This window comes from Nocardiopsis sp. NPDC050513, from assembly GCF_044457925.1.
Lineage (GTDB): Bacteria > Actinomycetota > Actinomycetes > Streptosporangiales > Streptosporangiaceae > Nocardiopsis.
In genome coordinates this window covers 196,973-216,471 of the sequence record NZ_JBITHK010000009.1, presented here as the reverse complement: position 1 = coordinate 216,471, position 19,499 = coordinate 196,973, and the positions used below count along the sequence as shown (strand labels likewise).

Genomic DNA, 19,499 nt, shown 5'->3' with positions numbered 1-19,499 from the left:
TCAGGGCCGAGAAGCTGACTACACGGAGACGGGCTCCTCGACCCCCTCCTGCGCCGTCGGCGGGGCGAGCGGGCCGCCCTCGGGCCCGCGGCGCGCGTACCGCACCAGCAGCCACACCGTCGTGCACCCGAGCAGCGCGAAGGCCGCCGTGAACAGGGTGAAGGACACCGCGGCCATCGCCGGGGACATCGGGGTCACCGCCTCCGCCGTGGTCAGGTGGTGCGTCACCGTCCAGGGCTGGCGGCCGAACTCCCGGTACACCCACCCGCCCACGCTCGACGTGTACGGCAGCACCGGCGCGGCGATCAGCACCCGGTGGAACCAGCGCCACCGATCCAGGCGGCGCGCCACCCAGGCCACGGTCGCCACCAGCATCAACAGGATGACCAGCTCCCAGACGACCGTCATCGCGCCCCCGGCCACGTCCCAGATCCACGAGTACGCGGAGTCGTAGGCCCCCTCGATCTCCGCGATCTCCGCCTCGCCGTAGGTCAGCCCCGTGGTCGGCGTCGGCCCCTCGGTGAACCGGAACTGGGTGCCGCCCGTGACCGCGACCGGCGCGATCGCCGCCATCACCAGCACCAGCCCGCAGCGCAGGCCGCGCCGGAACATCCCCTCCGGGTCCCGGCCGCGCATCAGGTGGTAGGCGCTCACCGCGCACACGAACAGCCCGCCGACGAACAGCGCGGTGACCGACACGTGCGCGAACCCGAGCAGGCCCGACGGGTTGAACGCCACCGCGAGGGGGTCGGTGAGCAGTGCCCGGTCGCCGTCCATCCGGAACCCGACCGGGTTGCGCAGGAACCCGTTGGCCACCATCACCCAGTAGGCGGAGGCATATGCCGTCAGAGTGACCACGGCGAAGCAGCCCAGGTGCGTCCAGCGGCCCATCCGGTCCCACCCGACGATCCACAGGCCCAGGAACGTGGACTCGACGAAGAACGCCGCCATCGTCTCCGCCGCCAGCGGCGCCGCGAACGCGTACCCGAAGACCTCGGTCAGCCCCGACCAGTTCACGGCCAGCTGGAGCTCCATGACGATGCCCGACAGCACCCCCATGGCGTAGTTGACGACGTACAGGCCGCCCCAGAACCGCACCGCCGTCATCCGCGCCGGATCGCGGAGCCGGACCGCCCGCCACTGGCTGAACAACAGGAACGGGGCGAGCCCCAGGGTCAGGGCGACGAAGACGTAGTGGGTTCCGGCCGTGAGCGCGAACTGGAGTCTGGCCAGGGCGAGGGGATCGTCGAACATCGGGGGTGCACCTCGTGTGACGCGGGGACGGGGGAGCGGGGACGGGGGTCAGACGGCGGGCCGGGCGAGCATCCGAGCCAGGGCGGCCCCGACGGCGTCGGCCTCCGGGGCGCGCTCGCGCCACCGGTGGGCGACGAACCCGTCCGGCCGGACCAGCACGGCCCCGCCGGGCGCGACGCCGTACCGCCGCGCCCAGTCGCCGTCGTCGACCAGGTCCCGGCCCACCGTGTACACGTCCAGCGGCACGCCGAGCGCGTCGGCGGCGCCCCGCGCGTTCTCGGCCCCGGCCCCGCCGTCCAGCCCGTCCGCTCCGACCAGGAGCACGGGCCGCGGCCCGAACAGGTCGATCAGGGAGACCGGCTCGCCGTCCCGACGCACCCACAGGTGCGGGGCCCGGGTGCCGGGCCGCCCCGACAGCCGCTCCGGCGGCGTGAACTCCGTCTCCCGCGGGCCCGCGTCCGCCACGTCGTCGGTCACCGTGGACGACCGGTACCGGTACCCGAACGTCACGGCCAGCGGTTCCGCCAACGCCGCCGGCCCCCCGGGTCCTCCAGCGCCCGCCCCCGGACCGCCCGCCCCCGGACCGCCCGCCCCCGGACCGCCCGCCCCCGGACCGCCGCCCGCTCCCGACCGCGCCACCAGCCGCATGGCCGCCTGGCGCACGGTCGCCTCCGCCACCGGGCGGCGCTCCTCCTCGTAGCTGTCCAACAGCTCCCGGGGCGCCATCCCGCCCAGCACCGCCCACAGCTTCCACGCCAGGTCGTAGGCGTCCTGCACACCCGTGTTGGCCCCGTACCCGCCCACCGGCGGGATCACGTGCGCGGAGTCGCCCGCCAGGAACACCCGGCCCGCGGCGAACCGCTCGGCCGTCAGGGCCGCCATCTCCCACGGCATGACCCCGCGCAGCCCCACGGGCGCGTCCGGAACGCCGATCGCGGCGCGGACCAGCCGGACGCAGCGCTCGTCGGTGAAGTCGCCGGGGCCCTCCCCCCGCTCGGGCCGGTAGGTGACGATGAGCGTGCCCCGCCCCAGCGAGTCGTCGTGCCCGAGTACCCCCTCCACCTCGGCGTTGCGGACCTGGCAGATGGCGAACCGCCGACCGCGCAGCGGCCCCCGCAGGTCGGTGTCGAACAGGATGCTCATCTGGTGCCGCAGCACCCCCCGCCCCCTGCGCCCGATCCCCAACCGCTCCCGCACCGTGCTGTGCGCCCCGTCGGCCGCGACCGCGTACCGCGCGCGGATCGCGTACTCGCCTCCGCCGACGCGGTCGCGCAGCACGGCCGTGACCCCGTCCGCGTCCTGGGCCAGCTCCACCGCCTCGGTGCCGAACCGCACGTCCGACCCCAGTTCGCGGGCGCGCTCCACCAGGATCGGCTCCACCCGGTCCTGGCTCAGCGACACGATCCGCTCCACCGGGCTGACCCCGCTGACGTCCTCCGGCTCCGGGATCCGCGACACCGCGATCTCCGAGCCCGCCAGCGACTCCACCCGGCCGTTGAGCACGTGCCCCGCGAACCCGGCGCTCTCCGCCAGAACCGCCTTCTCCACGCCGGCCCCGCGCAGCAGTTCCAGCGTGCGCGGGTACAGCCCCCACGCCCTCGGGTGGATCGACGTCCCGGGATGCCGCTCCACGAGCACGGACCGCACCCCCCGCCACGACAGGAACAGGGAGGCGGACAACCCGACCAGTCCGCCTCCGATGATCAGAACAGGGGTCGACTCGGTACGCACGATGGCCCTTTCGACGGCACGGTTCCGGGCCGCCAGGGTCGCAGGCGCCCCTGAAGTTCCCCTGTACGTCCGCTGGAGGATCGCTCGGAACCGATCGGGGCCGCACGGCGCCATGCCGGGTCGAGCGAGCGACGACCGATCGACGACCGGCGCCTGGGAGGGTGCACGCGATCCCGACCGGGCCGCACACCAACGCGGCGCAGCGCGAGAAGGAGCCCCGACATGGACGGCACGAAAGCGGACAGCGCACCCGACACCTCCGAGCTCCTGGACCTCGCCCAGGGCTTCTGGGCGGCCAAGACCCTGCTCACCGCGGTAGAACTCGACCTCTTCACCCTCCTGGGCCGGGGACCGCTGACCGAGGAGGCCGTCCGCGAACGGCTGGAGCTGCACCCGCGCGCCACGCGCGACTTCCTCGACGCGCTGGTCGGACTGGGCCTGTTGCGGCGCGACGGCGACGCCTACGCCAACGGCGGGGCCGCCGACCTGTACCTGGACACCGCCAAGCCCACCTGCGTGGCGGGGCGGCTGCGCCTGCTCAACTGGCGGTACCGCATCTGGGGAGGCCTCACCGACCTGCTGCGCACCGGTGAACGGCAGGCCAACCAGGACCGCGACTTCGACACCTTCTACAGCAATCCCCAGGCGGTCAAGCGGTTCATGGCCGCCATGGACGGCGCCAACGCCGAGATCGGCCCGGCCCTGGCCCGCGCCTTCGACTGGACCGAGCACACCTCGTTCGTCGACATCGGCGGAGCCCGGGGCAACCTCGCGGCCGAGATCGTCCGCGCCCACCCGCACCTGCACGGCGGCTGCCTGGACCTGCCGCCGGTCGAGCCGGTCTTCGACGAGCACATGGAACGCCTGGGCCTCACCGGCAAGGTGGCCTTCCACGCCGCCGACTTCTTCGCCGACCCCCTGCCGCGGACCGAGGTCATGGTCTTCGGCCACGTGCTGCACGACTGGGACGACGAGAACCGCGTCCGCCTGCTGCGCCGCGCCCACGAGGCCCTTCCCGAGAACGGGTGCGTCCTCGTCTACGACGCGCTCGTGGACGACGACCGCACGGACGCCGCCAACCTGCTGCGCAGTCTCAGCATGCGCCTGGTCACCCCCGGCGGCTCCGAGTACACCGGCGCCGAGTGCCGCGCCTGGTTGGAGGAAGCGGGCTTCACCGATGTCAGCGTCCGACCGCTGGTCGGCACCGACTCCCTGGTCACCGCGTACAAGCGCGGATGAACCGCCCACCCACGCACCCGGAGGGGGAATGGACATGACGCATCGCGCACCGGGACTCTCCCGTCGCCGGATCCTCGCGGGCGCCGCACTGGTCGGCACCGCGGCCGCGGCCCTGCCCGGCTCTGCGGCCGCCGCCGAGGGCGGGGCGGTCCGCGGCCGGACGATCGGGGTCGTCCTCGAACCCGACACCCTGGACGTCCCCGAGGAGATCCCCTGCGGCGTGGTCTCCTTCCACGTCAGCACGCCCGAGGCCGTCGGCCGGTCCCTGCTGCTGGTCCGCCTCGCCGACGGCGTGACCGCCGACCGGTACCTGGAACTGCTCGCCGCGACCTCCACCTGGGACCCGGCGGAGAAGGCCGAGGCCGCCCGCGCCGTCGCCGCGGCCGCGCACAACCTCGGCGGCGCGGTCGTCGCGGCCGGGACCGACGCGGGCTTCACCCAGGTGCTGCGGCCCGGCCCCTACCTGCTGATCAACTTCGGGTACGCGAGCGGGGGCCGCCCGGTCGCCCGGGAGGTGCGCGCGACCCGGCAGTCCTGGTCCGCGCACGCGGGCACGGACGGCTTCGTCGTGCACCGCCAGACGCCGGAGGGCGTGGAGTTCACCGTCTCCCGCGGCCTGCCCGCGAACGGCCGGTACACCCTCCTCAACACCACCGGAACCCCCCAGGAGGCGATGTTCTGCCGCGTCCAGGACGGGACCGCGGAGGAGGACGTCCGGGCCTACTTCGACGCCCTGCGCGAGGGCCGGACGCCGCCGGTCCAGCCGCTGCTGACCCGGCCGGTGGGTATGGCCCCGCTCGGGGCGCGGCAGTACGGGACGCTGCACGCCGAGTTCACACCCGGCCCGTACGTGCTGTTCTCCTTCACCATCAACCACGAGACCGGCTACAACCACGCGCTGGAGGGGATGTTCCGGCTGGTCGAGCTGGTGTGAGGCGACCGGCGCGGGACGGCTCCGCCTCCCGCGCCGGTCGTCCGCCCCCGCGGTTCACCGGGGCGGGGCCTGGGAGCCGCTCCGACCGCCGCTGCGGGACCGCCGCCACGCGAGCGCGCCGACACCGGCGACGAGCACGCCGAGGACGAGCGCGGCCCGTCCCGGTCCCACCGACTCCACCAGGCGCACCAGCTCCGCCTGCACGCGGGTCGCCGCACCCACGACCGGGTCGTCGGCGGACCCGCCCGCGAACACGCGCAGCTCGAACCACCCGTAGTAGGCGACGTACAGCCCCGCCAGCACGAGCAGCACGCCACCGGCCCGCGTCACGTACGGCATGGCCCGGCGCAGCCGCGCCGCCACCGAGTCCCTGGCCAGAGCGACGGCCACGGTGACGACGCCGACGACCAGCCCCATCCCCAGCGCGTAGGCCAGGAACGTCGTGACCACGCCGACGGCGCTCGACGAACGCAGCGCGGTCGTGGTGAGGGCGAGGAACGGGCCGATCGTGCAGGACAGGGACGCCACCGCGTAGGTGACCCCGTAGACCAGCGCCCAGCGCAGGGAGCGCGCCGGTCGCCCCGGCGAGGGCTTGGGCAGGAGCAGGGTGATCTCCCGGCCCGACGCCAGCCACGCGCCCAGCCCCACCAGGACGGCGCCGATCACCACCGTCACCCAGGGCAGGTGGCGCTCCACCGACAGCGCCAGCGGGGTGACGAGCAGTCCGAAACCCGCGAAGACGAGCACGAACCCGCTGGTCATCGCCGCCGTCGTGGCCAGTGCGCGCCCCAGCGGACGCCACCGGGCGCCGGTCGGGACGTCGCCGGAGGACGCGTCCCCAGCGCCGTCGGAGGCGACCAGCAGCGCGAGATAGCCGGGGAGGAGCGCGAACCCGCACGGGTTGAGCACGGCCAGCATCCCGGCCACCACGGCGATCGCCAGCGGGAGCCCGGTCATGAACCGTCGGCGATCAGGTCGACCCGCGCGTCGAGGTCGTCGTCGGAGAGGGCGCCCTGGACCGTCTCGAAGGTGCCGTCGGCGGAGACGAACGCGAACGCGGGCTGGCTCACCACACCGAAGCCCGACCAGATCGAACCGTCCTCGTCCACCAGGTGCGTCAGCTCCCCGGTCCCGGTGTCGGAGACGAAGCCGCGCATGGCCTCGACCTCCCCGAGCCCGGCGACCCCGACGAACCCGACGTCGCCGGAGTGCCGCGCGGCGGCCTCGGCGACGCCCGCCGCCTCGCCCCGGCAGATCGTGCACCAGGGGGCCCAGAACCACAGCACGGTCGGTTCTCCGGCGAGGTCGGCGCCGGAGAACGCGGCTCCGTCCACGGTCCGGGTCTCGAACGCCAACGCGTCGGGGGTCGCACCGCCGGTGTCCCCGCCGTCCTGGGCGTCCTCCTGGGCCGCGGGCGCCTCGGCCGTCCCGTCGTCCGCGCCGTTCCCGGCGCCGCCGGAGGCACAGGCGGTCAGGCCCAGGAGCAGCGCCAGCAGGGCCGCCGTCAGGGTCGGGGGAGTGCCGCGTCTGGAGGCCGTCGTCGCCATGGTCACCTCGGGATCTCGGTTCGGGGGAGGGGCGGCCCGCGGGGTGCGCGTCCGCGGACCGGCGGGATCGCACTCCGTATTCTCGGGCGCGGGTTCCCCGCCGTCCAGACCGGGGGGCGGTACCGCGGACGGGGCGGCGTGCGCGAACGTGCCGAAGACGCGTGGGGAAAGGGGGTCCGGCGGGTGACCGACGGCCCTCACCGGGGTAATGGACATAGTGAGGTGGGTCACATTTTCGGGTTCGTGCCATGGACCCGTGACCCCGAGGAGGTGGGGACCATGTCCACGATCGCGCACGCACGCTCACACGCCATGACGCACGCCTGGAGGGGCGCGGTGGCCGGTGTGATCGGTGGTGTCGTCTTCGGGATCCTGATGGCCATGACGGGCATGCTGCCGATGGTCGCGATGCTGGTCGGCAGTGAGAACGCGGTCGTGGGTGCGGTGGTGCACCTGGCGATCTCCGCGGTGTTCGGTGTGGTGTTCGGGCTCCTCGTGGGCGCCCTCGCCGACCACGCGTGGACCACCCTCGGCGCGGGCCTGGCCTACGGGATCGTGCTGTGGGTCGTCGGCGGGCTCATCCTGATGCCCGCGATGCTCGGCATGGCGATGTTCCCGATGGGGGAGATGTCGATGATGAGCCTTCTGGGGCACGTCATCTACGGCCTGGTGGTCGCCGCCTCCATGTACGGCCTGAGCAGGAAGCACGTGTAGACCGCGTCCGTCGCGTGCTGACGGCGCCGACGCCCCGCATGGGCGTCGGCGCCGTCGTGTCCGTATCCCACCCGCCGCGTACCCGGCCCCGCGTCCCGCCGGGGCGGACCCCGCGCCGGACCCCGCTCCCCACGGCGCGGGACCGCCCGCTCCGAGCCGGGCCCTACGCCACCGAGGCCCGCACCCCGCCGACGGCGGCCCCGGCCGCGGCGAGCCCGCTGGTGACCGACACCTCCGCCAGGAGCCCGGGCGCCGCCACGGAGTCCCCCGCCAGGTAGACGCCGTCGCCCCGGTCGATCGCGGGCCGGTCCCGCCACGTGCGTCCCGGCAGGTCCAGGGCGCCCGTCCGCCCCCGGCACATCTGGTCGCGCCGCCAGGTGACCCGTTCCCGCCAGCCGGGCAGCACGTCGTCCAGCAGGCGGTCCATCCGTGCGGTGACCTCCGCCCGGGACTCGCCCGCCCGTACCGGCAGCTGCGCCTGGTACAGGTCCTCGCCCTCGGGCGCGATCGACCGGTCGAGGAAGGAGTAGCACTCGACGAACCCGGACTCGTCGAGGTCGAACACGATCGTCGGGGCCTTCGTCCGCCGGACCCCCAGGTCCACGAGCAGGGAATGGCCGCTCTCCCACTCCAGCGTGCCGTCGCCGAGCAACGACCTGGCCGAGGCCAGCGGGACCGCCACGATCGTCGGGGTGTCGGGCAGCTCCGTCACCCGGACGCCCGTCTCGATCCGGACCCCCGTCTCCCGCGCCCGCGACGCCATGCGTTCCACCAGGGAGCCCCAGCCGCCGCGCGGGTAGCGGACGGAGGGCCACCGCGGCGCGGCGACCCGGACGAAGCGCTCCCACACGAACGCCGCCGAGAGCCGGCCCGGGTCCGCCTCATACGTGACCACGCCCAGGAAGCCGCAGACCGCGCGGGTGGCGGCCTCGCCCAGGTTCGCCCGCCCCCACGTGGCGAAGTCCTGGTCGTGCGGCGCGCGCAGCGACCGTCTCCGGACCGCTCCGACCAGCCCGGCCGACAGCGGCGGGGTCACCCGTCCCCCGTTCCGGATCCGGCCGCCGGCCAGGAAGGCCGGCGTCGGCCGGGAGACCGGCGGAACGAGGTCGCGGGCGGCCAGCCACGCGTACGGCGTGCCGTCGGTGTACAGGGCGTGCGGGCCGTCGTTGACCACGTACGGCGGCTCGGTCGACCGTGCCCTGCCGCCCAGCCTCCCGTGCGCTTCCCACAGGGTGACGTGCGCGCCCCTCTCGGCGCTGGCGATGGCCGCGGTCAGTCCGGCGAGGCCCCCGCCCACAACGGTGATGTCCATGCCCCTAGGACGAGGGGGGCGTCCGCAGACGTGACATCTTGTCGGGGTTGGCGACGAGATAGACGTGTCGGACCAGGTCGTCGGCCACGTCCAGCACGATCAGCGTCACGATCCGGCCGTCCGCCGCGACGTAGGCCGCCGGGGCGCCGTTGACCTCCGTGAGCCCGATGTCCAGGTCCGCCAGGTCCGCCCGCTCCTCGACCCCGGCGGAGTCGAGGAAGCGCTGTGCGTTGCGCTCCTGGGCGACGGCGTGCAGGAAACCGGCGACCCTCCGGATGCCGTGCAGGACCCGCATCGGCGCCCGGACCCGTCCGCCGCCGTCGCCGACGAGGGTCACGTCGTCGGCCAGCAGCGAGGTGAGGCCGTCGAGGTCGCCCTCCAGACAGGCCTGGAGGAAGCGTTCGGTGATCCGGCGGCGCGAGCCCCGGTCGGCGTCGAACCGCGGACGCCGCTCGCGCACGTGGTCGCGGGCGCGCCGGGCGAGCTGCCGGGTGGTGGCCTCCTCGCGGCCGATGACCTCGGCGATGCGCGCGTAGGGGAACTGGAAGGCCTCGCGGAGGACGAAGACGGCGCGTTCGAGGGGGCTGAGGGTCTCCAGGACGACGAGGAGCGCGTACTCCACCGAGTCGGCGAGTTCGGCGTGGTCGGCGCCGTCGGGGATGTCGCTGACCGGTTCGGGGAGCCACTCGCCCACGTAGGACTCGCGCCGGGAACGGGCGGACCGGAGCCGGTCGAGGGCGATCCGGGAGGCGACGGTGACGAGGTAGGCGCGGGGGTCGTCGACGCCGGCGCGGTCGACCGTGTTCCAGCGCAGCCAGGTCTCCTGGGTCACGTCCTCGGCGTCGGCGGCGCTGCCCAGGATCCGGTAGGCCACGCCGGTGAGGAGGGAGCGGTGCTCTTCGAAGACATCGGTGGTCATGTCGGTTAGACGTACCACGGCGCCCCGGGCGTGACATCCCGGGGCGGGGGGAGGGTCACTCGCCGTCGGGGCCGCCGAGTTTCTTCCGCCAGGGGCCGTTGGCTACCGGCCAGTGCGGGACGAAGCGCTGGCGACACGTCAAGCCGCCCGTCGACCAGTTCGTACCGCCGTCCGTCGTCCGGCGTGTTCTCCAGGTCGTCCACCGTCAGACGCCGCTCGGGTGCTTCCGTGGGTCCGAGGGTCATCACAGCCGTACTGCCTCCTCGGTCGCGTGTGGACCAGCATGGCGGACACACGCTCGGTTACCGGCCGGTTCCCCTGGGAAACCCCTGCGACCCTCACACCGCGAAACCCCTTGCCCCCTGGGCTTTCCCGTGCCTAGCGTGGCGCGGTCGCCGACCACGATCACGAGGGGGCCGGGTGTACCGACTACGGGAGTGGGCGCCTGAGGACGCCGACCGCCTGACGGGGGCGTTCGAGGACCGCGACCTGGCGCGGCAGACCACCGTCGTGCCGCGCACGCGCGCGCTGGCGCTGGAGTGGATCGCGCAGTGCCGGGACCGCGCCGGCAGCGGGCGGGCGTTCGCGTTCGCCGTGGTCGAGGCCGACGGGCCGGTGCTCGGCCACGTCGAGATCACCGTCACCGACCCGCGGCACGACACCGGTTGGGTGTCCTACTGGACCCACCCCGCCGAACGGGGGCGGGGTGTGGCCTCGGCGGGCGCGCGGCTGGCCGCCGACCATGCCTTCGGCGCCCTGGCCCTGCACCGGTTGGAGCTGGCGCACCGGATCAACAACCCCGGCTCGTGCGTGGTGGCGCGCCGCGCCGGGTTCCGGCCCGAGGGCGTGCAGCGGGCGCGGCTGCGCTACGGGGCCGAGCGCTTCGACGTCGGGGCGCACGCCCGGCTGGCCACCGATCCGGTCGGTGGCGTCGACCCCCGTCCCTGCGGCGGCCAGTGACGCGAGCGGGGCACGGTGGTCGCCGTGCCCCGCCTCCGCGTGTCCCGTGGGTCAGCGGTTGTGGATGTTGTTGTTGGCGTCGAAGTCGATCACGTTGCAGCCGTCCAGGGAGACCAGGGCGAACTGGAGGACGTCGGCGCAGATCGGAACGGTGATGTTCTGGATGTTGGCGTTGTTGTCCGCGGCGGCGGTGCCGGTCATGGAGCCCACGGCGAGGCCGGTGGCGAGAACGAGGCCGGAGACGGTGGAGAAGCGCTTCATGGTGTTGGTCCTTGTCGGTTCGCGATGTGATCGTTGGTACTGAGGAGGCCGGACGGCCCCCGGACGGCGTGCCCGTGGTTAGCGGGCGCTGATGTTGCCGTTGTGGTTCACGTCGACGACGTTGCAGCCGTCGGCGGACAGGCCCGCGGCCTGGATGATGTCCAGGCAGATCGGGATCGTGATGTTCTGAACCCGGGCGTTGTTGTCCGCGGCGGCGGTGCCGGTCATGGCACCGAGGGCGAGGCCCGTCGCGAGGATGAGCCCGGACGCCTTGGCGATACGAGGCATGGAGGTCACCTTTCGGAAGATCCAAAACAGGGTGGCTGTAGCCGCCGGAAATAACTTAGCGTAGTCACCCGCATGCTTGGAGTGCTTCTCGGGAAGAATCCAGAGGTTCCCGCGACTTTTCCCGGCCTCGGATCCGACTTCGCCCGACATGTCAGGCCAACTCGGCGGCCGGTGTTACCGAACCGAGAACACGACACGTCCGACCTCGGGCGCGCCGCCCCTCACCGGCGATCACATCGACGTCCGCGTCCGCCGACGCGCACGAAAAAGGGCCCGCGCGGTGCGCGAGCCCTACCGGTGTGGAACGGCGTACAGCCGCCTTCTACTGGCCGTACCCCGGGTACTGCTGCTGCCCGTAGCCGGGCTGCTGGCCGTAGCCCGGCTGCTGCTGCCCGTACCCCGGGTACTGCTGCCCGTAGCCGGGGTACTGCTGCTGGTCGTACCCCGGGTACTGCTGGCCGTAGCCCTGCTGCTGCCCGTAGCCCGCGTACGGGTCGTGCGCCTGCTGCGCGCCCGTGGCCGGGTTCGGGTAGGCCTGCTGCTGACCGGAGTGGTCCTGGTGCTGCGGGGCCTGCTGGGCCTCGGACTGCTCGGCGGAGCCCTGGCCGGCGGTCGGGTCCGGTCGGAAGACGAACAGCCGCGCCGCCGTGTTCTCGGCGTCGCTCGGCGACGTCATCTCCAGCCGCCACCCCGCCTCCTCGATCCCCTCGAGGATCCGGGTCAGGCCGGGGCGCAGCTTGCTGTCCTTCTCGTCGTAGGCGTTGACGTCGAGCTGGATGATGAACATCCGCCGCTTCTGCTGCGCGGCGACCTTGGCGTGCTCGACGACCGTGCTGTCCCTCACGACCTGTGTGACGCTCATGAATAACCGTACCCATCTGCTCTGTTCGGAGCTGCTTCACCCGCCGGGGGCCTCCCGGTCATCCGCGTCCAGCATGGCGGTACTCCGCCGGGCTCCGGATCCATCATGCCCCCTGTGGTCGTATCTGGCCACAGATCGGCCGGATCGGGCCGCTCAGGACGACATGGCCCGGACGGCGTCCGCGACGGGCGTCTCACCGTTCACCAGGTTGAGAGTCCTGCCGACCGTCCCCGGTTCGTCCAGGAGCGCGACGATGACCGACGCCACGTCGTCGCGGGTCACCTCGGCGCGCCCGACGTCCGGGCCGAGCGCCACCAGTCCGGTGCCGGGCCCGTCGGTCAGCCGTCCGGGCCGCAGGATCGTCCAGTCCAGCTCCAGGTGGCGCTCGCGCAGGTCGGCGTCGGCGGCGCGCTTGGCCTCGACGTAGGCGGCCCAGACCTCGTCGGCGCCCTCGGGGACGGGCTCGTCCACGTTGATGGCCGAGACCTGGATCAGGCGGCGCACACCCGCCAACGCGGAGGCGTCGGCGGTCAGGACGGCCGCCGCGCGGTCCACGGTGTCCTTGCGCGGCGCGCCGCTGCCCGGCCCGGCGCCGGCGGCGAAGACCACGCCGTCGGCGTTCATGACCTTCTCGGCCAGCTCGGTGACGGTGGCCTTCTCCAGGTCCACCACCACCGGCTCGGCACCGGCGTCGCGGACGTCCTGGGCGTGGTCGGGGTTGCGGATGAGGGCGACGGGTTCGTCCCCGCGGTCGGCCAGCTGCCTGGCCAGACGCAGCGCGATCTTCCCGTGTCCCCCGGCGATGACGATACGCATGCCCGAAGCGTATTCCCTCGACGCCGAAACCGTCCCCGGGGCCGGGCGCCGCGCACGGCCCCGGGGACGGCGGGATTCACGCGTCCCGGCCGACCGTCCACGTGTCGCCGCTGGCGAGCAACGACGCCAGGTCGCCGTCCCCCTGGGCCGACCGCGCGTCGGCGATCTGCTCGTTCAGCAGCTCGTCGTAGGTGGGCCGCCGCACGGCGCGGAAGATCCCGATCGGCACGTGCTCGAAGGCCGGCTGGTCCAGCCGCGACAGCGCGAACGCGTACCCCGGGTCCTCCCGGTGCGCGTCGTGGCGGATCAGCCGGTCCTCACCCGCGGCGTCGACGTCCACGACCTCCAGACCGCCGAACCCACCGGCGACCACACCGCGGTCCGGACCCAGCCGCAACGGCTCGCCGTGCTCCATGCGGAGCAGGCGCGTGTCCCGCGAGGACGGGTCCTTGAGCGGCTCGAACGCGTCGTCGTTGAAGATCGGGCAGTTCTGGTAGATCTCCACGAAGGACGCGCCCGGGTGGTCGGCGGCGGCCCGCAGCACCGACGTCAGGTGCTTGCGGTCGGAGTCGACCGTGCGCGCCACGAACCCCGCCTCGGCCCCCAGCGCCAGCGACACCGGGTTGAACGGGTGGTCCAGGGACCCGACCGGTGAGGACTTGGTGACCTTGCCCGTCTCCGACGTCGGGGAGTACTGCCCCTTGGTCAGTCCGTAGATCCGGTTGTTGAACAGCAGGACGTTGACGTTGACGTTGCGCCGCAGCGCGTGGATGAGGTGGTTGCCGCCGATCGACAGCCCGTCGCCGTCTCCCGTCACCACCCACACCGACAGGTCCGGCCGACTGGTCGCCAGTCCGGTGGCGATGGCCGGTGCGCGCCCGTGGATCGAGTGCATCCCGTAGGTGCCCAGGTAGTACGGGAACCGGGAGGAGCAGCCGATCCCGGACACGACCACGATGTTCTCGCGCGGGACGCCCAGCTCGGGCAGGAAGGACTGGAAGGCCGCCAGGATCGCGTAGTCGCCGCAGCCGGGGCACCACCGCACCTCCTGGCCGGACTTGAAGTCCTTCGCCTTGTAGGCGGTGTCGGTCCGGGGAACCAGGCTCAGCCCGGCGAACCCCCCGCCGTCCCCGTCCACCGCCGCGCGCGGCGCGCGGTCGCCGTTCTCACTCACCACGGTCGATGACCTCCTGAAGCACGCCCGCCAGCTCCTCGGCCCGGAACGGCAGACCGCGGACCTTGTTGTAACCGATGACGTCGACCAGGTACCTACCGCGCAGCAGCAGGGCGAGCTGGCCGAGGTTGATCTCCGGGACCACCACCCGGTCGTAACGGCGCAGCACCTCGCCGAGGTCGGCCGGGAACGGGTTGAGGTGGCGCAGGTGGGCCTGGGCGATCCGCCCGCCCGCGCGCCTGACCCGCCGCACCGCCGCCGTGATCGACCCGTAGGTGCCGCCCCACCCCAGGACCAGGACCTCCGCGTCGCCGGTGGGGTCGGACACGTCCACGGGCGGGATGTCGCGCGCGATCGCGTCGATCTTGCCCTGCCTGGTGCGGACCATGAGGTCGTGGTTGGCGGGCGTGTAGGAGATGTCGCCCGTCGAGGCGTGCTTCTCGATACCGCCGATCCGGTGCTCCAGCCCCGCGGTCCCGGGCACCGCCCACGGGCGGGCCAGGGTGCCGGGGTCGCGCTCGTACGGCAGGAAGGAGCCGTCGGGCCCGTTGGGCGCGGTGGCGAACGCGGGATCGATCTCGGGCAGCGCGTCGACCTCGGGCAGCCGCCAGGGCTCCGACCCGTTGGCCAGGTACCCGTCCGAGAGCACCACGACCGGGGTCCGGTACGTGACCGCCAGCCGGACGGCCTCCAGCGCGGTGTCGAAGCAGTCCGCGGGAGAGGACGGCGCCACCACCGGCAGCGGCGACTCGCCGTTGCGGCCGTACAGGGCCATGAGCAGGTCGGTCTGCTCGGTCTTGGTCGGCATGCCCGTGCTGGGGCCCGCGCGCTGGACGTCGATCACCACGAGCGGGAGTTCGGTCATGACCGCCAGACCGACCGTCTCCTGCTTGAGCACCATGCCCGGGCCCGACGTGGTGGTCACGCCGAGCGCGCCGCCGAAGGCCGCGCCCAGCGCCGCGCCGACACCGGCGATCTCGTCCTCGGCCTGGAAGGTGCGCACGCCGAACCGCTTGTGCCGGGACAGCTCGTGCAGGATGTCCGACGCCGGGGTGATGGGGTAGGAGCCCAGGAACAGCGGCAGCCCGGACCGCTGGGACCCCGCGATCAGCCCGTAGGCGGTGGCGAGGTTGCCGGTGATGTTCCGGTAGGTGCCGGCGGGGAGCCGGGCCGGCTTGATCTCGTAGGAGACCGCGAAGTCCTCCGTGGTCTCCCCGAAGTTCCAGCCCGCCTGGAACGCGGCCAGGTTGGCGGCCAGGATGTCCGGCTTCTTGGCGAACTTCGCCTTGAGGAAGGTCCGCGTGCCCTCGGTCGGCCGGTTGTACATCCAGGACAGGAGACCGAGCGCGAACATGTTCTTCGCGCGCTGTGCGTCCTTCTTCGACACGTCGGCCTCCGACAGCGCCTCGACGGTCATGGAGGTCAGCGGGACCGCGCTGACCTTGAAGCCGTCGAGGGTGCCGTCGGTGAGCGGGTCGGCGTCGTAGCCGACCTTGGCCAGGCTGCGCCGGGTGAACTCGTCGGTGTTGACGATCACCGTGGCGCCCCGGGGCAGGTCGCCGAGGTTGGCCTTCAGGGCCGCGGGGTTCATGGCCACCAGGACGTCCGGGGCGTCGCCCGGGGTCATGATGTCGTGGTCGGCGAAGTGCAGCTGGAAGCTGGACACGCCGGGCAGGGTCCCGGCGGGGGCCCGGATCTCCGCGGGGAAATTCGGCAGGGTCGACAGGTCGTTGCCGAACGACGCGGTCTCCTGGGTGAACCGGTCACCGGTCAACTGCATCCCGTCGCCGGAGTCGCCGGCGAAGCGGATGATGACGCGGTCGAGCTGTTCGATCTGTTTGGCCACTGAGATCGACGACCTCCTTGGTGAGCCGCCCGTCGTGAGGGGCGGCGGCGCTCGGTTGTCAGTCCCCGGTCGGTCCGTGTCTCGCGGCTGGTCGGTCGATCCGGGGGCGTGGGTACGGCGGGTGCGGCCCTCGCGGTGACCGGGCGCGCCAACCCGGCCTCACACGGCGTCGCCGCGGCGGCCGGTCGTGCGGGGGCCAGCCATCGACGACACGGCCGCGCCGCGTCGGACAGAGGCGGCCCCGGCCCGACGCCACAGGTGATAAAGGCCACGTTCGCACTATAGGTCGTCGCCCGCGGGCGGTTCTCTCCCGGGTGGCGATTGTCACAGCCGGTGGGCGGGAGCGGGGCGGAGGGATGTGACGGACAGCTGGTCACATGGGGAACGCAAGACGCCGACCCGCACGTTTGTCACCATGTACGCATCCAAAGCGGGCGCGGCCACGGTACGGAGGAGGTGACGGCGTGCACGTCAACGCGGTTCGCGCGGTCGGTCTGTTCGTCGGCGCCGGAGCCCTGGTCGTGGCTGGCGGCTGGCTGTTCGGGGCCGCCGCGGGCGCCCAGTTCGGGCTCGCGCTCGTCGTGTGCGCGGGGGTCCTGGTGCACCTGTTCGGTGACACGCTGGCGCTGCGCGCGATGCGGGCCCACCCGGTGAGCGAGATCGAGCAGCCGGAGCTGTACCGGATCGTCCGCGAGTTGGCCACGGCCGCGCGGCAGCCGATGCCGCGCCTGTACCTGTCGCGGGTCCGGTCGCCCAACGCCTTCGCCACGGGCCGGAACCCGCGGAGGGCGGCCGTGTGCTGCACGACGGGCCTGCTGCGCACGCTGAACGAGGACGAGCTGCGCGGTGTGCTGGCGCACGAACTGGCGCACATCCGCTCCCACGACACCGTGATCAGCTCCGTGGCCGCCACCCTCACCGGGCTCATCGCCGCGCTGACCCTGGTGGCGTTCCTGCTGCCGCTGGGGGAGTCGGAGGAGACCGACATGCCCGATCTGCTCGGCGGTCTGCTGCTGGCCGTCCTGGCTCCGCTCGCGGCCGTGGTGGTCCACTGCGGGGTCGGACGGCACCGGGAGTTCCGGGCCGACGAGGAGGCGGCGCGGCTGACGGGCGACCCCGAGGCCCTGGCGAGCGCGCTGCGCAAGCTGGAGGCGGGCGCGCGCACGCATCCGCTGCCCCAGAAGCGCCCCCTGTTCGCCGCGGCGCACCTGATGACCACCAACCCGTTCCCCTGCGGGGTCGGCCGCCTGTTCTCCGCGCACCCGCCGGTGGCCGAGCGCGTGCGGCGCCTGCGCGGCCTGCGGCACGGGTGGGACCTGGGCTGAGACGCGCCACGGCCGCCCCGCTCCCGGCTCGGGGAGGGCGGCCGTGTGCGGTACCCGGCGGCTACCGGTAGTTGACGAACTGGAGCGCCAGGTCGAAGTCCTTGGCCTCGATGAGCTTCATGACGCTCTGGAGGTCGTCCTTCTTCTTGGAGCTGACGCGCAGCTCGTCACCCTGGATCTGCGCCTTGACGCCCTTGGGCCCCTCGTCGCGGATCAGCTTGGAGATCTTCTTGGCGTCCTCGGAGGTGATGCCCTCCTTGAGGCTGATGGGGAGCCGGTACTCCTTGCCGGAGACCCTGGGTTCGTCGGCGGGGTCGAGGACCTTGAGGGAGATCTTCCGCTTGACCAGCTTCTCCTTGAAGAGCTCCAGGGCGGCCTTGGCGCGTTCCTCGGAGCCGCTCTTGATCTCGACCCCGTCCTCGCCCTGCCAGGCGATGGTGGTTCCGGTGCCCTTGAAGTCGAACCGCTGGGCCAGCTCCTTGGCCGCCTGGTTCAGGGCGTTGTCGACCTCCTGACGGTCGAGTTTGGACACGACGTCGAAACTGGATTCGGCGGCCACGTACGCTCACACCCCGTTGTCTGTCATGGGTAGCGGGCGCTCGTGGGCGCCCGTGCGGTCTCGTCCTGCCCGCGCCGACGGTCCGGCCGGGTGGGGACACGAGCTTAGCCGTGCGCTGCTCAGGACGCCCGAACGCCCTGCTGGGGAGGCACGCGGGTCACCGATTTCAGGTTCGGGCCGAACATCCGCTATTCTCATTGATGCGCCGCGACGAACACGTCGCCGCAGCCCAGGCAGGTTGCCCGAGCGGCCAATGGGAGCGGACTGTAAATCCGTCGGCTTAGCCTTCGAAGGTTCGAATCCTTCACCTGCCACGCTGGGAACAGGCCCCGGTGGTCAGCGGAAACGCTGTCCGCCGGGGCCTTTCGCGTGTCGGGGCTCCCCGTCGGCCCGCAGGGCGCGGCGGCGGTCGCGCGGGCGCGAGCCGCGTGATTCCAGGGGGCGTGGGGCCGATGGGAGTGGTGTGCGTCACTCCCGGTGGTGCGGCGGTCGCCTTCGGGGGATTCGGCCGATCGCGAAACGATCGCGTTAGCGTAACGGGCGAATTACGCACAGTAATGGGCGTGTCGTGGTCCGCTCATGGGCCGGGCTTGTCCCGCGCGCGCCCCTGAACTGCGGATTCGCCGACGGGGCGGGCGATCCGGGTGTGCGACGGGGGTGCGCTCCGTGTGCCTCTGGCTCGATTCGCCCGTCTCGCCGGGGGTGGGGGTTCGCGGCGGGGTTCGCGGCGTTGGCGTCGGTCACGTGGAAGTGTCGGGCCGGTACGGATTCGCCCCCCGAACAAATGGAATGTCGCCGACAATTCGGGCAAATTCCTTTACGAGTTTCGGCGTTGACAAAAAACCGGGGCCGGATGATGATTGCCCCAGTCCACCGCGACACAGGTGCAAGAAGCGCCTGCGTCTTTTTCTGTCAACACCTCGCATTGATTCTCGGGGGAAGTCATGATCAAGAAGATGGCCGCTGCTGGCCTGGTCGCCGGTGCCGCGATGGGCGCGATCCTCACGGGGGCTCCCGCGTACGCCTCGCACGGTGGCGACCAGCAGTTCAACCAGAACCTGCAGGTGGTTCCGATCCAGTCCTGCAACCTGACCGGCAGCGTCGGCCTGGTTGCCGTCACCATCCCGATCCTGTCGCCGCAGACCACGGGCGACTGCGTGAACGGGCCCATCGGCACCAACATCAGCTAGTTCCGGCAATTAGCTCGCCGAGACAGTTCTCCAACTTTTCTGAAGGGTAATACAAATGCTGCGTAAGCTCGGTGTTGCCGGCCTCGTCGCTGGTGCCGCTTTCGGTGTCGTTCTCTCCGGCTCCCCGGCCTCCGCCGACTCGCACGGTGGGGACCAGCAGTACAACCAGAACCTCCAGGGCATCCCGGTCCAGCTGTGCAACACCAGCGCGGCCGTCGGCCTGATCGCCGTCAACGTGCCGGTTCTGTCGCCGCAGACCACGGGCGACTGCACCAACGGCCAGGTCGCCACCAACATCGACTAGGAGATCTCTGACATGCTGCGCAAGCTCACCACCGCCGGCGCCGTCGCCGGAATCGCCCTGGGCGCCGTCCTGGCCGCCACGCCCGCCTCCGCCTCGCACGGCGGCGACCAGCAGTTCAACCAGAACCTGCAGGTCATCCCCGTCCAGCTCTGCAACACGGAGCTGGCCGTGGGTCTGCTGGCGGGTGTGAACATCCCGATCCTGTCGCCGCAGACCACGGGCGACTGCGTCAACGGGCCCCAGGGCACCAACATCCGCTAGGAG

21 protein-coding genes, 1 tRNA gene and 1 pseudogene are annotated in these 19,499 nt (G+C 72.6%); 9 read left to right on the top strand and 14 right to left on the bottom strand.

The genetic code is table 11. The features are described from left to right. Nucleotides 1–18 precede the first annotated feature (18 nt). Both ACIBFB_RS18305 and ACIBFB_RS18300 read right to left on the bottom strand, forming a co-directional pair. Complete coding sequence (locus ACIBFB_RS18305; RefSeq protein WP_397231517.1) at nt 19–1,254, bottom strand: cytochrome ubiquinol oxidase subunit I; 1,236 nt, start codon at nt 1,252–1,254, stop codon at nt 19–21. A gap of 48 nt (nt 1,255–1,302) precedes the next feature. Beyond that, a complete protein-coding gene (locus ACIBFB_RS18300; protein WP_397231515.1) occupies nt 1,303–2,985 on the bottom strand; it encodes an FAD-dependent monooxygenase in 1,683 nt (560 codons plus the stop codon). A 222-nt stretch (nt 2,986–3,207) separates the two neighbouring features. On the opposite strand from ACIBFB_RS18300, the gene ACIBFB_RS18295 reads away from it, so the two are divergent. Further along, a complete protein-coding gene (locus tag ACIBFB_RS18295) occupies nt 3,208–4,224 on the top strand; it encodes a methyltransferase (RefSeq protein ID WP_397231513.1) in 1,017 nt (338 codons plus the stop codon). A gap of 34 nt (nt 4,225–4,258) precedes the next feature. Then, complete coding sequence (locus ACIBFB_RS18290; protein WP_397231511.1) at nt 4,259–5,158, top strand: hypothetical protein; 900 nt, start codon at nt 4,259–4,261, stop codon at nt 5,156–5,158. Nucleotides 5,159–5,212: 54 nt separating this feature from the next. On the opposite strand, the gene ACIBFB_RS18285 is transcribed toward ACIBFB_RS18290, so the two are convergent. Both ACIBFB_RS18285 and ACIBFB_RS18280 read right to left on the bottom strand, forming a co-directional pair. After that, nucleotides 5,213–6,115 carry a cytochrome c biogenesis CcdA family protein gene (locus tag ACIBFB_RS18285; protein ID WP_397231509.1) on the bottom strand — a complete coding sequence of 301 codons (903 nt, stop codon included), beginning with the start codon at nt 6,113–6,115 and terminating at the stop codon, nt 5,213–5,215. Next, a complete protein-coding gene (locus ACIBFB_RS18280; RefSeq protein ID WP_397231507.1) occupies nt 6,112–6,705 on the bottom strand; it encodes a redoxin domain-containing protein in 594 nt (197 codons plus the stop codon). The genes ACIBFB_RS18285 and ACIBFB_RS18280 overlap by 4 nt, the downstream gene beginning before the upstream one ends. Nucleotides 6,706–6,984: 279 nt before the next feature. Here ACIBFB_RS18280 and ACIBFB_RS18275 point away from each other — a divergent pair, with 279 nt between their 5' ends. Further along, the gene (locus tag ACIBFB_RS18275) at nt 6,985–7,419 is read left to right on the top strand and encodes a hypothetical protein (protein WP_397231505.1); all 435 of its coding nucleotides are present in this window, start codon (nt 6,985–6,987) and stop codon (nt 7,417–7,419) included. Between the two features lie 163 nt (nt 7,420–7,582). Here the strand turns inward: ACIBFB_RS18275 and ACIBFB_RS18270 are convergent, their stop codons facing one another. From ACIBFB_RS18270 to ACIBFB_RS18260, 3 genes and pseudogenes are all read right to left on the bottom strand, one after another. Next, nucleotides 7,583–8,731: a phytoene desaturase family protein gene (locus ACIBFB_RS18270; RefSeq protein ID WP_397231503.1), complete on the bottom strand. Its 1,149-nt coding sequence runs from the start codon at nt 8,729–8,731 to the stop codon at nt 7,583–7,585. 4 nt (nt 8,732–8,735) lie between these two features. After that, complete coding sequence (gene sigJ / locus ACIBFB_RS18265) at nt 8,736–9,650, bottom strand: RNA polymerase sigma factor SigJ (protein WP_397231501.1); 915 nt, start codon at nt 9,648–9,650, stop codon at nt 8,736–8,738. Between the two features lie 125 nt (nt 9,651–9,775). Next, nucleotides 9,776–9,895 (bottom strand): annotated as a pseudogene (locus ACIBFB_RS18260) (Uma2 family endonuclease); the annotation flags it as partial. A 175-nt stretch (nt 9,896–10,070) separates the two neighbouring features. Between ACIBFB_RS18260 and ACIBFB_RS18255 the strand changes: the two are divergent. Further along, nucleotides 10,071–10,610, top strand: a complete 540-nt coding sequence (locus ACIBFB_RS18255) for a GNAT family N-acetyltransferase (RefSeq protein ID WP_397231499.1) — start codon at nt 10,071–10,073, stop codon at nt 10,608–10,610. Nucleotides 10,611–10,661: 51 nt separating this feature from the next. Here the strand turns inward: ACIBFB_RS18255 and ACIBFB_RS18250 are convergent, their stop codons facing one another. The 6 genes from ACIBFB_RS18250 to ACIBFB_RS18225 form a co-directional block, all read right to left on the bottom strand. Beyond that, nucleotides 10,662–10,871: a hypothetical protein gene (locus ACIBFB_RS18250; protein ID WP_397231497.1), complete on the bottom strand. Its 210-nt coding sequence runs from the start codon at nt 10,869–10,871 to the stop codon at nt 10,662–10,664. A gap of 78 nt (nt 10,872–10,949) precedes the next feature. Then, nucleotides 10,950–11,159 carry a hypothetical protein gene (locus ACIBFB_RS18245; protein WP_397231495.1) on the bottom strand — a complete coding sequence of 70 codons (210 nt, stop codon included), beginning with the start codon at nt 11,157–11,159 and terminating at the stop codon, nt 10,950–10,952. A gap of 322 nt (nt 11,160–11,481) precedes the next feature. After that, complete coding sequence (locus ACIBFB_RS18240; RefSeq protein WP_397231493.1) at nt 11,482–12,021, bottom strand: hypothetical protein; 540 nt, start codon at nt 12,019–12,021, stop codon at nt 11,482–11,484. Nucleotides 12,022–12,174: 153 nt separating this feature from the next. Next, nucleotides 12,175–12,837, bottom strand: a complete 663-nt coding sequence (locus ACIBFB_RS18235; RefSeq protein WP_397231491.1) for an SDR family oxidoreductase — start codon at nt 12,835–12,837, stop codon at nt 12,175–12,177. Between the two features lie 76 nt (nt 12,838–12,913). Then, entirely contained in the window at nt 12,914–13,975 is a 1,062-nt protein-coding gene (locus ACIBFB_RS18230) for a 2-oxoacid:ferredoxin oxidoreductase subunit beta (RefSeq protein ID WP_397231651.1), read from the bottom strand. A gap of 28 nt (nt 13,976–14,003) precedes the next feature. After that, the gene (locus ACIBFB_RS18225) at nt 14,004–15,857 is read right to left on the bottom strand and encodes a 2-oxoacid:acceptor oxidoreductase subunit alpha (protein ID WP_397231489.1); all 1,854 of its coding nucleotides are present in this window, start codon (nt 15,855–15,857) and stop codon (nt 14,004–14,006) included. Between the two features lie 464 nt (nt 15,858–16,321). On the opposite strand from ACIBFB_RS18225, the gene ACIBFB_RS18220 reads away from it, so the two are divergent. Then, nucleotides 16,322–17,182: a M48 family metalloprotease gene (locus ACIBFB_RS18220; protein WP_397231487.1), complete on the top strand. Its 861-nt coding sequence runs from the start codon at nt 16,322–16,324 to the stop codon at nt 17,180–17,182. 61 nt (nt 17,183–17,243) lie between these two features. On the opposite strand, the gene ACIBFB_RS18215 is transcribed toward ACIBFB_RS18220, so the two are convergent. After that, the gene (locus ACIBFB_RS18215; RefSeq protein ID WP_397231485.1) at nt 17,244–17,741 is read right to left on the bottom strand and encodes a YajQ family cyclic di-GMP-binding protein; all 498 of its coding nucleotides are present in this window, start codon (nt 17,739–17,741) and stop codon (nt 17,244–17,246) included. Between the two features lie 232 nt (nt 17,742–17,973). Here ACIBFB_RS18215 and ACIBFB_RS18210 point away from each other — a divergent pair. The 4 genes from ACIBFB_RS18210 to ACIBFB_RS18195 all read left to right on the top strand — a co-directional run bounded on the left by ACIBFB_RS18210 (nt 17,974) and on the right by ACIBFB_RS18195 (nt 19,496). Then, a tRNA-Tyr gene (locus tag ACIBFB_RS18210) sits at nt 17,974–18,055 on the top strand. Nucleotides 18,056–18,685: 630 nt separating this feature from the next. Beyond that, complete coding sequence (locus tag ACIBFB_RS18205; RefSeq protein ID WP_358565207.1) at nt 18,686–18,931, top strand: hypothetical protein; 246 nt, start codon at nt 18,686–18,688, stop codon at nt 18,929–18,931. A gap of 55 nt (nt 18,932–18,986) precedes the next feature. Further along, nucleotides 18,987–19,235, top strand: coding sequence for a hypothetical protein (locus tag ACIBFB_RS18200; RefSeq protein ID WP_397231483.1), 249 nt, complete (start codon nt 18,987–18,989; stop codon nt 19,233–19,235). Between the two features lie 12 nt (nt 19,236–19,247). Then, the gene (locus ACIBFB_RS18195) at nt 19,248–19,496 is read left to right on the top strand and encodes a hypothetical protein (protein WP_397231481.1); all 249 of its coding nucleotides are present in this window, start codon (nt 19,248–19,250) and stop codon (nt 19,494–19,496) included. Nucleotides 19,497–19,499: the final 3 nt, after the last annotated feature.

Excerpts from the sequence above, each read along its gene's own strand:
- ACIBFB_RS18205 (WP_358565207.1), top strand. The coding sequence starts at position 18,686 with ATGATCAAGAAGATGGCCGCTGCTGGCCTGGTCGCCGGTGCCGCGATG.
- ACIBFB_RS18305 (WP_397231517.1), bottom strand. The coding sequence starts at position 1,254 with ATGTTCGACGATCCCCTCGCCCTGGCCAGACTCCAGTTCGCGCTCACG.
- ACIBFB_RS18195 (WP_397231481.1), top strand. The coding sequence starts at position 19,248 with ATGCTGCGCAAGCTCACCACCGCCGGCGCCGTCGCCGGAATCGCCCTG.
- sigJ (WP_397231501.1), bottom strand. The coding sequence starts at position 9,650 with ATGACCACCGATGTCTTCGAAGAGCACCGCTCCCTCCTCACCGGCGTG.
- ACIBFB_RS18275 (WP_397231505.1), top strand. The coding sequence starts at position 6,985 with ATGTCCACGATCGCGCACGCACGCTCACACGCCATGACGCACGCCTGG.
- ACIBFB_RS18240 (WP_397231493.1), bottom strand. The coding sequence starts at position 12,021 with ATGAGCGTCACACAGGTCGTGAGGGACAGCACGGTCGTCGAGCACGCC.
- ACIBFB_RS18200 (WP_397231483.1), top strand. The coding sequence starts at position 18,987 with ATGCTGCGTAAGCTCGGTGTTGCCGGCCTCGTCGCTGGTGCCGCTTTC.
- ACIBFB_RS18280 (WP_397231507.1), bottom strand. The coding sequence starts at position 6,705 with ATGGCGACGACGGCCTCCAGACGCGGCACTCCCCCGACCCTGACGGCG.
- ACIBFB_RS18295 (WP_397231513.1), top strand. The coding sequence starts at position 3,208 with ATGGACGGCACGAAAGCGGACAGCGCACCCGACACCTCCGAGCTCCTG.
- ACIBFB_RS18235 (WP_397231491.1), bottom strand. The coding sequence starts at position 12,837 with ATGCGTATCGTCATCGCCGGGGGACACGGGAAGATCGCGCTGCGTCTG.
- ACIBFB_RS18270 (WP_397231503.1), bottom strand. The coding sequence starts at position 8,731 with ATGGACATCACCGTTGTGGGCGGGGGCCTCGCCGGACTGACCGCGGCC.
- ACIBFB_RS18245 (WP_397231495.1), bottom strand. The coding sequence starts at position 11,159 with ATGCCTCGTATCGCCAAGGCGTCCGGGCTCATCCTCGCGACGGGCCTC.
- ACIBFB_RS18290 (WP_397231511.1), top strand. The coding sequence starts at position 4,259 with ATGACGCATCGCGCACCGGGACTCTCCCGTCGCCGGATCCTCGCGGGC.
- ACIBFB_RS18250 (WP_397231497.1), bottom strand. The coding sequence starts at position 10,871 with ATGAAGCGCTTCTCCACCGTCTCCGGCCTCGTTCTCGCCACCGGCCTC.
- ACIBFB_RS18285 (WP_397231509.1), bottom strand. The coding sequence starts at position 6,115 with ATGACCGGGCTCCCGCTGGCGATCGCCGTGGTGGCCGGGATGCTGGCC.